This is a genomic window from Mycobacterium sp. 1165196.3 (genome assembly GCF_001673415.1).
Classification (GTDB): domain Bacteria; phylum Actinomycetota; class Actinomycetes; order Mycobacteriales; family Mycobacteriaceae; genus Mycobacterium; species Mycobacterium europaeum_A.
In genome coordinates this window covers 1-14,212 of the sequence record NZ_LZLU01000269.1, presented here as the reverse complement: position 1 = coordinate 14,212, position 14,212 = coordinate 1, and the positions used below count along the sequence as shown (strand labels likewise).

At 68.3% G+C, this 14,212-nt stretch carries 12 protein-coding genes and 2 pseudogenes; 6 read left to right on the top strand and 8 right to left on the bottom strand.

Annotated elements, in window-relative coordinates; genetic code table 11:
- The first annotated feature begins 18 nt into the window (after nucleotides 1-18).
- From A5659_RS25745 to A5659_RS25735, 3 genes are read left to right on the top strand one after another with little or no spacing between them, the layout of a single operon-like run.
- The gene (locus A5659_RS25745) at nucleotides 19-1,035 is read left to right on the top strand and encodes a glycosyltransferase family 4 protein (RefSeq protein ID WP_067185194.1); all 1,017 of its coding nucleotides are present in this window, start codon (nucleotides 19-21) and stop codon (nucleotides 1,033-1,035) included.
- 16 nt (nucleotides 1,036-1,051) lie between these two features.
- On the top strand, nucleotides 1,052-1,978 hold the full coding sequence (locus A5659_RS25740) for an aldo/keto reductase (RefSeq protein WP_067185303.1): 927 nt from the start codon (nucleotides 1,052-1,054) through the stop codon (nucleotides 1,976-1,978).
- Nucleotides 1,975-3,681: an FAD-dependent oxidoreductase gene (locus tag A5659_RS25735; RefSeq protein ID WP_067185191.1), complete on the top strand. Its 1,707-nt coding sequence runs from the start codon at nucleotides 1,975-1,977 to the stop codon at nucleotides 3,679-3,681. Before A5659_RS25740 ends, A5659_RS25735 begins: the two co-directional genes overlap by 4 nt.
- Here A5659_RS25735 and A5659_RS25730 read toward each other — a convergent pair.
- Together A5659_RS25730 and A5659_RS25725 are read right to left on the bottom strand one after the other, a co-directional pair.
- The gene (locus tag A5659_RS25730) at nucleotides 3,650-4,525 is read right to left on the bottom strand and encodes a hypothetical protein (protein ID WP_067185187.1); all 876 of its coding nucleotides are present in this window, start codon (nucleotides 4,523-4,525) and stop codon (nucleotides 3,650-3,652) included. The two genes, A5659_RS25735 and A5659_RS25730, sit on opposite strands and share 32 nt — an antisense overlap.
- Nucleotides 4,522-5,637 carry a Gfo/Idh/MocA family protein gene (locus A5659_RS25725; RefSeq protein WP_066871852.1) on the bottom strand — a complete coding sequence of 372 codons (1,116 nt, stop codon included), beginning with the start codon at nucleotides 5,635-5,637 and terminating at the stop codon, nucleotides 4,522-4,524. Before A5659_RS25725 ends, A5659_RS25730 begins: the two co-directional genes overlap by 4 nt.
- 476 nt (nucleotides 5,638-6,113) lie before the next feature.
- Here A5659_RS25725 and A5659_RS25720 point away from each other — a divergent pair, with 476 nt between their 5' ends.
- Nucleotides 6,114-6,569 carry a polysaccharide biosynthesis protein gene (locus tag A5659_RS25720; RefSeq protein WP_066871850.1) on the top strand — a complete coding sequence of 152 codons (456 nt, stop codon included), beginning with the start codon at nucleotides 6,114-6,116 and terminating at the stop codon, nucleotides 6,567-6,569.
- Nucleotides 6,566-7,051 (top strand): glycosyltransferase, encoded by a 486-nt coding sequence (locus A5659_RS25715; RefSeq protein ID WP_066882378.1) that lies wholly within the window; start codon nucleotides 6,566-6,568, stop codon nucleotides 7,049-7,051. Before A5659_RS25720 ends, A5659_RS25715 begins: the two co-directional genes overlap by 4 nt.
- A 10-nt stretch (nucleotides 7,052-7,061) precedes the next feature.
- Here the strand turns inward: A5659_RS25715 and A5659_RS25710 are convergent, their stop codons facing one another.
- From A5659_RS25710 to A5659_RS28895, 6 genes and pseudogenes are all read right to left on the bottom strand, one after another.
- The gene (locus A5659_RS25710) at nucleotides 7,062-8,108 is read right to left on the bottom strand and encodes a glycosyltransferase (protein ID WP_067185300.1); all 1,047 of its coding nucleotides are present in this window, start codon (nucleotides 8,106-8,108) and stop codon (nucleotides 7,062-7,064) included.
- An 11-nt stretch (nucleotides 8,109-8,119) separates the two neighbouring features.
- Nucleotides 8,120-9,979 (bottom strand): glycosyltransferase, encoded by a 1,860-nt coding sequence (locus A5659_RS25705; protein WP_067185184.1) that lies wholly within the window; start codon nucleotides 9,977-9,979, stop codon nucleotides 8,120-8,122.
- Entirely contained in the window at nucleotides 9,976-11,439 is a 1,464-nt protein-coding gene (locus tag A5659_RS25700) for an oligosaccharide flippase family protein (RefSeq protein ID WP_067185181.1), read from the bottom strand. Before A5659_RS25700 ends, A5659_RS25705 begins: the two co-directional genes overlap by 4 nt.
- Nucleotides 11,440-11,450: 11 nt before the next feature.
- Nucleotides 11,451-13,034, bottom strand: a complete 1,584-nt coding sequence (locus A5659_RS25695) for a sugar transferase (RefSeq protein ID WP_066871838.1) — start codon at nucleotides 13,032-13,034, stop codon at nucleotides 11,451-11,453.
- A complete protein-coding gene (locus tag A5659_RS25690; RefSeq protein ID WP_067022337.1) occupies nucleotides 13,019-13,591 on the bottom strand; it encodes a dTDP-4-dehydrorhamnose 3,5-epimerase family protein in 573 nt (190 codons plus the stop codon). Before A5659_RS25690 ends, A5659_RS25695 begins: the two co-directional genes overlap by 16 nt.
- Before the next feature lie 55 nt (nucleotides 13,592-13,646).
- Nucleotides 13,647-13,769 (bottom strand): annotated as a pseudogene (locus A5659_RS28895) (PPE family protein); the annotation flags it as partial.
- On the opposite strand from A5659_RS28895, the pseudogene A5659_RS27500 reads away from it, so the two are divergent.
- Nucleotides 13,765-14,212, top strand: a pseudogene (locus A5659_RS27500) (PE/PPE C-terminal domain-containing protein); the annotation flags it as partial. The pseudogenes A5659_RS28895 and A5659_RS27500 sit on opposite strands and share 5 nt — an antisense overlap.

Genomic DNA, 14,212 nt, shown 5'->3' with positions numbered 1-14,212 from the left:
CGCCCGCGCGGGCCGAACATGATCGCGGTGACGCACGTGGGGCCCGACATGTACAGCATCGGCGGGACGCAGTCGGTGATCCGGGTGATCCGCGACAACAGGATCGGCGCCGACGAGATCCGGGTCCTGTCCACGTGGGCGGGCCCGCACCACCACGTCAGGAGCCTATTGCTCACCGCCCGTGCGGGGTTGGTGCTGTCGCGAGCACCCCGCGCTACCATCGTGCACTTTCACATCTCCAACGGCGGCGCGTGGTTGCGGGAGGGATCCCTGATCCGCCTGGCCAGAGCGCGCGGCCTCCGGGTGATCGTCACGGTCCACGGCTCGGACTTTCCCGAGTTCGCCCAAGCGAATCCGCGGTTTGTGGGCGCCACGTTGCGCCAGGCGGACCATGTCATCACCCTGTCGCAGGACGCGGCCGCCGCGGTTGCCGGGGTGGCGCCCAGTACGGCAACCACCATCGTGGCGAACCCGATCGTCGTTGATCGGGACGCCCCCGGGGCCGGCTCCACGCCGCCCGTGGTGCTTTTCGCCGGCGCCGTCGGGCGGCGTAAAGGAGTCGACAAACTCGTCGCGGCGTGGCGGCTGCTGCTCGCCGAGGGGATCGAAGGGCGTTGTCGCATAGTCGGTCCCATCGACGACTACACGCCGCCGCAGACGGAGCGGCTGACCGTCGAAGGCCCGGTGCATCCCGACGCCGTCCGTGAGCTGCTCCGCTCGGTTCGCGTGGTCGCGTTGCCGTCGTCCGCCGAGGGCATGCCGATGATCCTGACCGAGGCCCTCGCCGGGGCGCGACCGTTTGTGGCAACTCCCGTCGGCGGGACGGCGCAGATCGCCCCGGATCCGAGCATGATCGTCCCGCTCAACGACGTGCCCGCACTGGCCGCGGCGATCGGACGCTATTTGCGCGACCCGGATTTGGCCGAGCGCGACGGGCGGCGCGGACAGCAGCACATCGCGGCCACCCGGAGCCCCGCGGTCATCGACGCGCGGCTGCGCCAGATCTACGAGGGCTGTGGCGTTGCGGCGGGTTGAACTTCAGGGACCGCAATTGGCGGTCAGCGCAATCGGTTTCGGATGCGGCTCGTTGATGCAGTCGCCCTCGCGGAAGCAGCGGATGGCCGTGCTGGCCAGCGCGCTGGCCGCCGGCATCACCCATTTCGACACCGCGCGGATGTACGGCCTGGGCAGGGCGGAGGCCGAGCTGGGAGCGTTCCTGCGCACGGTCGACCGCGACACCGTGACCGTCGCGACCAAGTTCGGCATCGACGTGGGCGGCACGGCGCGCCGCCTCGCCCGATTCCAAAGTCCCGCACGGGCTTTGCTCCGGAAGGCGCCCGCGCTGCGCCGCTCCGTCAAGCGGCGCCAGGCGCCATCGCAGACCGCCCGCGTGTACGACGCGGCCATCGCGGCGCGCAGCCTGGACCAGAGCCTCGCGGCGCTCGGCGTCGACTACGTCGACATCCTGTTCGTGCACGCCCCGCGGCCCGGCGACACGGTGGCCGGCGACGAACTCCGCGAATTCTTCGAACGCGCCCGCCGGCAGGGCAAGATCCGCGCCTGGGGCGTCTCGCAGGACGAGGGGCTCGACACGGACTTTGCCCGGACCTTCGCCCCCGACGGGGTGAGCCAGCTGCGCAGCGACCTGCTCAACCCGGCGCCGCGACCCGCCGACCTCGCCTTCGGCGTCCTGAGCGCGCCGTACCGACAACTCACGGCAGCGTTGCGGGCCGACCCGGATTTGGCGGGACGCTGGCGCGAAGCCCTGCAGACCGATCCGCTGGCTCCCGGCACGCTTTCGACGCTGATCCTCGGATCGGCCGCGGCCGCAACCGGGTGCCCGGCGATTCTCTACAGCAGCACCAGGCCCCGCCGCGTCGCCGAGGCGGCGACGGCCGTCTCGTCGCCGCCGGACGCGCAGACCGTGTCGCGATTCCTGGCTCTGGTCAAGGAGTTTCGTGCGGGGGCGGCCGCGTGATCCGCGGCGTGGCCCACTTCGCGCCCGGCATCGCCATCGAGACCGACGTGGCGATCGTTGGGGCCGGCCCGATCGGCATCGCGACCGCGCTCGAGCTGGCGGCGGCGGGCGTGCAGGTGACGCTCATCGAAAGTGGCCTCGAGCGCATGGACCGGGCGGCGCAGGAATTGTCGAGCTTCGATTCGCGCCAGGACGACTACTTCCATTCGCGCAGCGAACTCACGGTCCGCCGGCAGGTCGGAGGGACCTCGGCGCTGTGGGGCGGGCGCTGTGTCAAGTTCGACCCCATTGATTTCGCGGATCGGCCCCTCACCGCGCAGGCGCCCTGGCCGATCGGGCACGACGACGTCGAGCCGTATCTGCAACGCGCCTGCGATTGGGCGGCCTGCGGCCGGGCGGCTTTCAACGCGCGCGATATCCCCGAAATCGCGCACCGCGACATGATCGGTGGACTGCCCGACGGCCGGGTGCGCACGACGGACCTCGAACGCTGGGCCCTGCCAACGCGTTTCGGTCGCGAATACCGCACCGCACTGCGGGACGCTCCCGGTTTGACGTTGTGGACCGGTCTCACCTGCACCGAAATCGTGACGCCGCCGTCCGGTGACCGCGTCGATCATCTGGTGGTCAAGACGCTCGACGGCCGGCAGGGCACAGTGGTCGCGACGGACTACATCGTTGCGACCGGCGGCTTGGAGGCCACCCGTCTGCTGCTGGCGTCGGACCGCCATCATCCCGGCGGGCTGGGAAATGCGGGCGGGCACCTGGGTCGGTGGTACATGGCTCACGTCGAGAGCCGGGTGGCGCGTGTGCAGTTCAACACCGACCAGATCCTCTATGGGTACGAACGCGACAACGACGGTGTCTACGTTCGCCGGCGCTTCACCTTCGACCCGCACCTGCTGCGTGAATCCGGAATGCCCAATGCCGCAGTCTGGCTGGTCAATCCGCCGATCAGCGATCCAGGCCACGGAAGCGGCATTCTGTCGGGGGTTTATCTGACCCTCATCTCGCCGCTCGGCCGGTTCCTGCTCGCCGGCGCCATTCGTGAGGCACACACGAAGACGGACGGACCGCCGCGCATCGTCGCGCACCTGCGCAACATCGTGCGAGACCTGATCGGATCGATCCGCTTCGCGTTCGAGTTCTGTTACGCCCGGTTCCTGCGCAAGGGCAGGAAGGCACCGGGATTCTTCGTCAAGAGCGCCGACAACCACTACCTGCTGCAATACCACGGCGAGCACCTTCCGCACTGGGAAAGTCGCGTCGAGCTGACCGACGAGCGAGATGCCCTGGGCATGAGGCGGATTCGCACCCATATGCACTTCTCCGAGGCCGACTACCAGAGCGTGCGCAAGGCGATCGTCGCGATCGACGAGCACCTACGTCGCCACGGCGCGGGCTACGTGGAGTGGCTGACCGACGACGTCGAGGCGTCGGTGCGTGCCTACATGGCGAAGCGGACCGGCTTCCACCAGGCGGGAACCACCAGGATGTCGGATTCGCCGCAGGACGGCGTCGTGGACCCGCAACTGCAGGTGCACGGCGTCCGCGGCCTACATGTGGCCAGCACGTCGGTGCTGCCGACGTCCAGTCAAGCCAATCCGACACTCGTCGGGATCGCGTTGGGCGTCCGCCTTGCCCGGCGCCTTGCGGACGCTCGCGGCGCGGTCACGTCGCCGTTGCCCAGATGTCGTCGATGAGGGACTTCGTCTGCGCGATGTTGGCGCGGCTGGACGCGCCGAACACGATCGACCGGATCTGCGGCTGGCTACAGACGTACTCGATCGCCTCGCGCGGCGGGATCGCGCCCGAGGCGAGGACGGACATCGCGATCAGCCGGCACCGGCGTTCGCGGACGGTCTTCTCGTAAAGCTCCACACCGCCGCACATCCGGAAGCCGATCTTGTTGAAATTGGCGCACACGATCGGGTTTTCGATGCCCTGCCTGTCGAGCGCATCGAGGAGCCTGGGCAGGTTCATCGTGATGAAGCCCGGCTCGGCGTCGTACTTGAGCCTGACATGGTCGGAGAACAGCCGGAAGGCCTCGTCCATTCCGAGCCCGAGCAGCAGGTCGGTCACCACGTTCTGGATGAAGATGACGGGCGTCGACAGTCCGGCGAACATCTTCATCTCGGCATCGACCAGGAGTTGCATCAAGGGCTCGACGTCCTTGCTGGCGATCGCGACGCCGCCCTTGAACATCGATCTGACGGCGCCGTTGTCGGGCAAGAACTTCCGCAGCGCCTCAACGATGCCGAATTCGGTCACGGCGTTGGCGTATTTGTGCGCGTACGGCATGCACGGGTAGAAGACGTAGTCGGGGTATTCGGTACGGTTGGCGCGGAAGTGATCACAGATCTCACCGACCCGATCGTGGCTGGTGCAGACGAAGGTGCGGATGCCCTCCCGATAGGCGTCGTCCAGCGTCGCGAGCACGGCGGGCAGATGCTGGAAGCGTATCGCCTGTGCCCGTGCCTTGTCCTCGGACATGTGATTGACACCGAAGAACTGGTTGTCTCCGAAAAGCACGCGGTCCATGGTCACGATGCCTTCGAGGTGGCGAGTCTCTTGATGCGCGCGACGATCTCGCGCCGCAAGGCGCCGCGCGGGGATCCGTTCACCGCATCCTGCGGCGGCGCCACGGAGGCCGGATTGCCGGTGATCATGCCGACCACCCGATCGACGTCGAGCGCCGAGCGAAACGTGTTCTCGCCGTCCACCCGGTTCTGTTTGACGCTGTTGGCGAAGTAGTCGATCTGCGCCGAATACTCCTCGCCGCGAAGGTAATACCACACCTGTTCGGTGAGGTCGGTCGTGTACCGGATGGTCCAGCCCTTGCCGAACTCGGGGAGCCGGGGGTGCGCCTCACGCAGGTAGATCTGGCACTCCTGGCGGTCGGCGGTGATGCGGCCGTTGGTTCCCCACACCGAGACCTTCGTCGACATCTTGCGGAAGCTCTCGTCACTCCAGTTCACGCACAGCTGCCCGGTCGCGCCGTCGGGATAGCGCATGGTGCAGTAGACCTCGTCGTCGACGTCGCGCGAGAACACGCTCTGGCGGACCACCCCGTCGACCGAATGCGGCACGCCGGCCACGAAGTTGATCAGATCGATGGCGTGACAGGCGTAGTCGTAGAGGGCGCCGCCACCCTCGGCCTTCACGCCCCGCCAGGTGCTGCCCTTTTCCCGGAGCACCACCGGACCGTACGCTTCGGCGCGGACATGGTGGATGCGCCCCAGCGCGCCGGAGGCGACGATCCGCGCCGCCTCCCGGAAGGAGCCGATGAAGCGGCAGTGATAGCCCACCTGGGTGACGAGCCCCCGCGTCTCCGCCAGGGTCACCAGCCGCTCGCCATCCGTGACATCGAGCACGAACGGCTTCTCGCAGAAGACGTGTGCCCCAGCCGTTAGCGCCTTTTCGACGATCGGTGCGTGCAGCCTGGAGGGGACGGCGACCACGACCGCTTCGGCGTCGGTCGCCGCCAGCATCCGGTCGAAGTCGTCATAACAGTTCAGGCCGGTGTATTTGGACAGGACGTCGCGCACATAGCCGGCCGAATCACAGATGCCCACCACGTCCAGGTCTGGATGCGTGCGCAGGATCGCGAGATGCGACAGCCCCATCTTTCCGAGACCGACCAGGGCCGTACGAATCATCGTGTGCGCCTTTCACTCTTCGTTCGAGTCCCGCGGCGACGTGTGCGGCGAAGGTGTCGAGCCGCAGGGGCGGGAGGGGTTCCACTTTGCTCGGATGATGGCGCCCGGTGCACGGATGCAGCACGGCCGCCGCGCAGTCGATCGCTGCGCCGACGCCTATCAAGACATACGGGCATCCCTGTCCTCGTACGCAGTGAGATCGCCTGCTCTAGGGGCGCTCAACGCAACGATGATGACGTTAGCATCGGTGGGTTGCCGATTTCGGCGATCTCGTCGATCTCGTCGCCCGCCGCCCGTCGGCGGCGTACATCCACCCGGTGCCGGCCGAGTTTCGTTGGTATATGCCAGAACGCGATTGAGGCGAGGCCGGGTTCATTACCATTGAGCTGCCACCGCGCCTCGTGCGGTGAGGGCGGGAGCGAAAGCTCTTGTCGTGCGGCCGCGTTTGGTCGCGAGCGCCTGAGATGAGGGAGGACATGGGCCGCCTGCTCCTCATCGCGTCCTCCGGCGGGCACATCTACGAAATGTTCTGCCTGCGGGAGTTCTGGCAGGACAAAGATCGGTTCTGGGTGAGTTTTCCCACCGCCGACGCCCGGTACCTGCTGCGCGACGAGAAGGAGATCTACTGGGCGGCGCACCCCACCGTCCGCAATGTTCCCAACCTGCTGCGCAATCTGGTGTTGGCGCTGCGGCTGCTGATCCGCCACCGGCCCGCGATGATCCTGACCACCGGATCGGGCGTGGCCGCCCCGTTCCTCTGGCTGGCCTGGCTGCTGCGAATCCCCACCGTCTTCGTCGAGTCGATCACCCGCATCACCGAGCTGTCCCTCACCGCCCGGATGGTAAAGCCTTTCGCCTCCCGGTTTCTGGTGCAGTGGCCCGAGTTGGTCGACCGCATTCCCCGCACCGAATATCACGGGAGGATCGTGTGATCTTCGTGATCATGGGGATGGAGGTGCACCCGTTCGACCGGCTGGCCCGCGCGGTCGACGAGCTGGCCCGGGCGGGCACGGCCGGGGAGGACTTTTTCGTGCAGCTCGGCACCTGCCGCTACGAACCGCGCCACGCGAAGTTCGAACGCTTCCTGTCCTTCGGGGACGTCTGTGACCAGATCCGGTCCGCATCGGTGGCCATCAGCCACGCCGGCGCCGGATCGGCCTTGCTGTGCATCGAGCAGGGCAAGCATCCAGTGGTGGTGCCCCGTCGCTCGCGGCTCGGTGAACACGTCGACGAGCACCAGCTGCCGTTCGCCGAGAAGCTGGAGGCGGGCGGCCTGGCCACCGTGGTCCGGCAGATGGAGGAGCTTCCAGCGGCGATCGCGGCGACGCGGTCTCGGGTGGCACCCGCCGATGCGCTGGGCCGGGCCCGCGAGCTGACCGGATGGCTCGAGACATTCTGGCGTGGACTGGCCTGAGCGTTTCAGGTCAGCGCCGCCGGGCCGTCGTCACCGCGGCGATAACCTCCAGCAAGCGGTCCGCGACCAGCTCGACCGAGCACCGCAGTGCGTAATGGCGTGCGGCCTCGGCCCCTTGCGCCGCGGCGACGTCGGGGTCGGCCAGGGCGTCGAATGCGGCGGCGAGCCCGGCCACGTCGTCGATGCCGACCGGGGGACAACCCGGTGGCTGGTACTCGGGCAGGGCACCGGCGGTGGACACGATCGGCATCACGCCCAATTGCATCGAGAGCACTTGCACGCCGCTTTGCGAAGCACGCCGGTAATGGGCGATCGAACCCTTCGCGGCGGCCAGCGCCGGGATGACGTCGGCGTAACGGAAGCTGCCGTTGCGCCAGCGCGCGTGTTTGGGCAGGGCGGTCGCCTCGAGTGACCCGCCGCCGATGAGCACCAGATCGTCTCCGCGCCAGGCGCCCCCGAGCACATGTCGCTGCCAGGCCTGCAGCACGACGTCGACGTTCTTGTACGGGTTGAGGCGGCCGAACATCACGAAATCGCGGCGCCCTTGCGGCCCGACGAACGCCGGCAGCCGGTCCAGGTCGAGGTCGCTGGCCAGCGGCACGACATGCACGGGCGTGCCGGCGATGTCGCGGCGCGCGGCGACGGCGGTCGCGACGTAATCGCTGTAGGTGAGGGTGGCCGCCGAACGGGCGCCCCAGCGGTCGAAGACCGCACGTTCGTAGGCCGGCGTCAGTTCGTCGGGATCGTGTGGCCGATCGTCGTGCACCACCTGGATGCGTGGGACCCGTCCGGCCAGCGCGATCCAGCGGGGATCTCTGACCAGTTCGGCGATCACCACGTCCGGCCGGTACTCGCGGATGCGGCGCCAGGCCCGCAGTGTCGGGAGCCACGTTGCGCCGCTGCGGAATCGCGGGTCGAGCACCAACTCGTAATCGCGCGCGGCGTCGGACTCCGGGTGCTGGTCGGAGGTCACCAATAACACGTCGGCGCCGTGGCGCAGCAGCGCTTCGGCCTGCACGCGCACCGCCGGCCGTGTCCACGGCGAAAGCCAAAGCACCCGGGGCGAATTCACAGCACGGCCCCGATCGCATCGAGGTAGGCATCGGCCATCGCCTCGACCGTGTAGTGCTTGCGCATGCGCTCGTAGCCACGTTGCCCCACCGACGGCAACGCGCCCGGGTCGGCCAAGATCCGGGACAGCTGTTCTCGCCAGCCCGAGACCGACACGGGCTCGACGAGGAATCCGGCCCGGCCGAAGTCCAGCATCTCCGGGACAGCGCAAACCGCCGACGCCGCAACCGGTATGGCGCGCGACATCGCCTCGAGGATCACCACCGGGAAGGCCTCGGAGCGGCTCGGCACGCACAGCAGATCCGCGTCGGCCAGGGCCGGGCCGGGCCCCGCCGACCAGCCGCGCCACTGCACCCGCTCGCCCAGGCCGGCGGGGGTGGCCGCCTGCAGCCTCTCCCGGTCGGGTCCGTCGCCGAAAATGGATAACCGCCAGGGCATCCCGTCGAGCCCGCTCAGCGCCTCGATCAGCAGGTGGGGGTTCTTGTGTTCGACGATGCGGGACAGCATCACCAAATGCAGCGGCTCGCCGCCAGGTCGCTGCCGGGGGCTCGGCTCGCCGATGTCCGCGACACCGTTGGGTGCGATGAATCGCCGTCCCCGCAGCCGATGCTGGGCGACCAGCATGTCCCAATGCCGGTGCGCCAACACGATGAATCCGTCGGCACGCCGCATCGCCGCCATCAACGGCCGCGAATAGATGGGCCGGTCCTCCGCGGGGGGGACGTGCGGCGCAACCAGCCAGCGCCGCTTTCGGCCGGCCGCGCGCCACAAACTACCAAAGCCCACCTCGGTGTTGGTGTCGCCGGTGACGACCACCGCCGGACCCTCGGCGACGTCGACCATCGGCGCCCACCAGGGTTGGCGCACGACGCGCACGGCGTCCGGAATCTCCGAGATCAGGGGGCCGAGCCGCTGAACGCAGACGATGGTGACCGGGAAGCCGCGACGGACCAATTCCGTTGCCAGCAACGCCTTTTGCCGCTCGGCCCCGCCGTAGACCAGGCGGTTGGTGGTGATCACGACCGTCGGCAGCGGCGTGCGGCGGCTTCGGGCGGCCCCACGCGCGACCCGCGGTGGCCGCCGCAACCGGTCCAGCAGGGCGGCGCCGGCCAGATACGCGTCGGCGAGGTGCACATTCTTTTGGTGCTCGAGCAGCAGCGCGGCGTTGGCCCGGCGCAGGTCCTGATCGCGGCCCGCATCGCCGTCAGCGGGCGGCGCGGTGGCGCGTTCGGCGCCGAGCTCGTCAACCGACAGAACGCGCCATCCCGCAGCGCGGGCCCGGGCCTGCCAGTCGGCGGCCTCGCCGGAGCCGAAGAATTCCTCGTCGAAACCGCCGATGGCGTTCCAGGCAGCGCGGTTGATCGCCAGCACGGTCGCGCCCGCAACGGGTCTCGGCCGTATCGTTGCGAGGTCCCGTGGTGCCCAACCGGTTTCGGCGGCCCGCACAATCGGTGAAACCGCCGCCACCCGAGGCTCGCGAAGTAACTCCCGGGTGCGGGTGAGCGGGCCCAGCAGCCGGGCGTCGGGATCGAGCACCAACAGGTCGGCGTCGGCGGGGGCGTGGTCCACCAGCGCGTTGCACGCCGCGGCGAAGCCGACATTGCCCGGTTTCGACACCCATTGCACCGCAGGGTATTCCGCGGTCAGCTCGGCTCGTCCGGGAAGTTCCTCGTCGCTGTTGTGGTAGACGTAGACCGCCGCCGCGGTCAGCTGCTCGGCGACACTGGCCAGGCAGCGCTGTAGCGACTCGTGGCTGCGACGGTGCGCGATGAGCACCGCCAGCGAGCGGACGGTGGGCAGGTCGGTCGGCTCGCCGACCGGACGCTTCAGATACGCCCGATCCGTTGTGCGTTTCATGCCGCCAGCTGATTGCGGCGCAGGGAGGTCAGGCTCGACCAGCCGAGCGGGCCCGCGACGGCGCTGGTGGCCAGGTAGGCCGCCGCGGCGGCGAGCAGGACCACGACGACGTGATGCCCCGAAAGTAGCAGCGCCACAGCCACACTCGCTGCCGTCGGGATCAGCAACCGCAGCACGAACAGCACCGGCGTGCGGTAGCCGCAGTGACGGCGCAACCACCAGGTGCTGACCATCATGTTGAAGAACTCCGTGCACACCAGCGCGACGCCCGGCCCGACCGCACCGTACCGCCCCGCAAGGCTGAGGTTGAGTGCGACGTTGAGCACCAGGGTGGCCATCGTCAACCAGAACAGGATCCGCTGATGATGACTGGCGACCAATCCCTGGCCAAGGGTGCCGCCGACGAAACGCAGGGCCGCCGCGACGAACAGCAGCGCCAGCGTCGGCGTGCCGCGCTCGACGAACGCCTTGTCGCCGAAGAACTCGATCAACGGCCCGGCCAGCAGCGCGCCGACAACGGCGACGGGGACCGCCACGAAATACATCAGCTCGACGCTGCGGCGCAGAAAGCCGGCGAACGCGGCGACGTCACGCGCAAACAGCTCGGTGGCCGTCGACAGCGTCGACTTGTGAAAGATCAGCGAGACCACGATGGTGTTGAACGCGACCGTGAAGGCCAGCCCGTACACCCCGACTTCGGAATGCGTGCTCAGCAAGGACAGGATCACACCGTCGGCGCGGCAGTACAGCAGGCCGACCACCAGGAAACCGATCAGCGGCAGGCTTTCCCGTAACAGGTCGGCCGCCTCCCGCGGTGCGAAGATCGGGCGCACCGAGATATGCCGCGTCGCCGCGGCGCCCTGGATCAGCAGCTGCACGGCAGGCGGGATCAGCTGCGCGACGGCGAACCAGATGACGTCCGACCGCATCGCAACCAGGCAGGCGACCATGGCCAGCGTGCCCGTTCGGGCGGCGACGTCGGAGATGGCCACCGCCGAGAATCGGACGGTGGCAAGAAATACCGGCTCGAAACGGGTCACCATGGTCTGCATCAGCAACGCTCCCGAGAGCACGACGAGCATCACTCGCACCTCGGGGTCGTGATAGATGAGCAATCCGGAGACGGCGGCCAGCACCGCCAGTGGCACGCAATAGATCAGGGCCAGGCCGCTGTTGATGCGCACCAGGCGCTCCAGATCGCCGCGGCCGGAGGTCACCCGGCGCACGATCACCGTTGCGATGCCGAGATCGGCCAGGCTGGTCCACATGGCGATGAAAAGCACCGCGATGGAGAGTTGGCCGTAACGCCCGGGCCCCAGATAGCGAGCGGTCATGGCCACCGAGACCACCGAGGCCAGCATGCCCAGAGCGCGGCAGATCAACTGGATCGAGAACGCGTGCGCCATCCGGGTGAGCGGCACCGACGGCACCACCGCATCGGCTGCCGTCGGCTCGGTCATGGCTCGCGAGCCTAGTAGGCTCCGTGGCTTGTGAGTACCGCTTTCACCGTCTTGGCGATAATCACCAGATCGCCTGACATCGACCAGTTGTCGACGTAGGACTGATCCAGCCGCACCGACTCTTCCCAGGAAAGGTCCGAACGGCCGCTCACTTGCCACAGTCCGCTGACTCCGGGCTTGACCAGCAACCGGCGCTTCACGTCGTTTTCGTAGTTGTCGACCTCGCGCCGCAACGGAGGCCGCGGCCCGACGACGCTCATGTCGCCTTTGAGGACGTTGATGAACTGGGGCAGCTCGTCGATGCTGTAGCGGCGAAGGATCTTGCCGATGGGGGTGACCCGGGGGTCGTCGCGCATCTTGAACAGCATGCCGCCGGCGCCCTCGTTGAGTGACAGCAGTTGCTCGAGCTGGGTGTCCGCCCCGTCGGTCATGGTGCGGAACTTCAGCATCGTGAAGGGCTTTCCGTCGACGCCGATGCGTTCCGACGGGTAGAAGACGGGTCCCCTGCTGGTCAGCTTGATGGCGATGGCAGCAGCGATGAGAATGGGCGCGGTGGCGACCAGCGCCGCCAGCGAGAACAGGAAGTCGAAGGCCTGCTTCTGAAAGCGGTGTGCCCCTTCGTATTGCGGCTTGTCGACGTGCAGCAGGGGCAGGCCCGCGGTGAGGCGCAGCGTCAGGCGCGCCGCGGTCACGTCCATCACACCGGGGGACACCACCAGGTCGACGTCCATCGTCTCGAGCTGCCACATCAGCTCCCGGATCCCGTGCATCCCAAAGTGATCCGTCTGCGTCAGCGCCACCGTGTCCGCGCCGCAGCTGGCGATAGCGGTGGCCGCATGGGTCTGGTCGCCCAGGATCGGGATTTCCCGGCCGCCGATGGTCAGCGTGTTGCCGCGGCCCGGACCATAACCGGGGATGCAGACACCGACCACGATGCAGCCGGCCAGCGGATTGCGGGCCAGTTCGTGCGCGAGGTGGGTCACCGCCTGGCGGTCGCCGATCGCCAAAACCCGGGTCTGGCAATGGCCGTCGGCCCGCTTGCGGTTGACGTGCTTGCGCCACCCGCTGCGGCTTCCCAACAACGCCAGCGTCCCGACGGGCAGCGCGATGGCCAGATAGCCGCGGGCCAGATCGACCTTGGCAAGCAGCGTGACCATCGCGATGATCCCGAATGTCCAGAAGGATGCCGTGCCGATCCGCCGGTACTCCTCGATGCCCGCCCCGATGATCCGGCTCGAGCGCGTCTGGAACACCGCGAGGGCCGACAGCCACAGTGCCGCGAAGAGGAAGGAGAACAGCGTCATCGTCGGGTCCGAGTAACCCGAGGTGTTCGCGATCTCCCCGAACCGGACATACTGAGCCAACAGCACCGACGCGCAGACGATCACCGAGTCGCTGATCCGCAGGTACTGCGAGTACTGATCCTGCCAGCGCCGCAACGCGTTGCCGCCGGCCGAGGACGCCGGAGCGGCGGTTGCCGGGGAGCCGTTGGTGTCGCCGCGGCGCACCGCGGTCGTGTCCGCGGGCCAGGGCTTAACCGGTCGCCGGCTGGGCATGATGTCCACGGTGTTGCGAATCATTACCGACTGATGCATGTCGCCACCTGCTCCACTGGAACCAATCTGGGTTTGCGTGCGGGCCAGCTCGCGTCCTGCTCCGAGATGACCGTGACCGGAATGGGCCACGAGATGCCGAATTCGGGGTCATCCCAACGGATCCCCTGCTCGTCGGTCATCGCGTAGTCCCCGCTGACCTGGTAGCTGACCTCGGTGTCGTCGACCTGAGTCTGGAAGCCGTGCGCAACGTAGGGCGGCAGGTACAGCGTCCGGTGGTCGTCGGCGCTCAAGTCGACCATCACGTGGTCGCCATAGGTCAGCGAGTCGGGACGGACGTCGACCGCGACGGCGGCGATGGCGCCGCGCGTGCAGCGGACGAGCTTGGCCTCGGCGTGTGGCGGCACCTGACGGTACAGCCCACGCACGGTGCCCCGGGTGTAGTTGAAGACGATATTCGTCTGCGAGACATCGAAATTCAGCCCGTGATTGGTGAAGTCCCTGGCGCAGAACGTCCGTGAGGAGAACCCGCGATGGTCACGGTGGATTTCTAAATCGATGATTGTCACCCCGGCGACCTTGGTGGGCGTGTATTTCACTTACCGCTCCTTCTTGACTACCGGGCCTGGAAAACCGTTGCGCTCATGCGTGGGTTTACGCGTATCCGGCGGCCGGCGGGCGGGTCATCACGGTCGGGATAACGCCGTATCGGGGTCCGAGCGATTTGCCCGTCGCGGCCGCCAGGCGCGGCAACGACCCCATGACGCTGGGGAGCACGGCGACCGACTCGTCGATCATGACGGGCCTCGCGTCGGGCATACCCGGCGCCATTCCCAGCGCGTTCTCGGCGGCGGCCACCCCGCTGTATGGGATGTCCTCCATCCTCGGCATGGCCCAAACCGCACAGGGCTTGGCGAATGCCGCCAGCAGCGGGGCCGCGGCCGCGGCGTCGGGGGCAGCCAGCGCGGCGAGCTCCGGCGCGGGCGCGCTCGGCTCGCTCGGCTCGGGTGTCTTCGGCAGCCTCGGCAGCGCCGCGTCGCTGGGCCCGCTGGCCGTGCCGGCGAGCTGGACGAGCGTGATCCCGGCCGCCAACAGCGCCGTCTCCGCGCTGCCCGCCATCAACCTCGCCGGCGCGAACGTGCCCCCCAGCGTCATGGGGTCGTTGCCGCGCCTGGCGGCCGCGACGGGCAAATCGCTCGGACCCCGATACGGCGTTATCC

Excerpts from the sequence above, each read along its gene's own strand:
- A5659_RS25695 (WP_066871838.1), bottom strand. The coding sequence starts at position 13,034 with ATGCATCAGTCGGTAATGATTCGCAACACCGTGGACATCATGCCCAGC.
- A5659_RS25745 (WP_067185194.1), top strand. The coding sequence starts at position 19 with ATGATCGCGGTGACGCACGTGGGGCCCGACATGTACAGCATCGGCGGG.
- A5659_RS25725 (WP_066871852.1), bottom strand. The coding sequence starts at position 5,637 with ATGATTCGTACGGCCCTGGTCGGTCTCGGAAAGATGGGGCTGTCGCAT.
- A5659_RS25705 (WP_067185184.1), bottom strand. The coding sequence starts at position 9,979 with ATGAAACGCACAACGGATCGGGCGTATCTGAAGCGTCCGGTCGGCGAG.
- A5659_RS25700 (WP_067185181.1), bottom strand. The coding sequence starts at position 11,439 with ATGACCGAGCCGACGGCAGCCGATGCGGTGGTGCCGTCGGTGCCGCTC.
- A5659_RS25720 (WP_066871850.1), top strand. The coding sequence starts at position 6,114 with ATGGGCCGCCTGCTCCTCATCGCGTCCTCCGGCGGGCACATCTACGAA.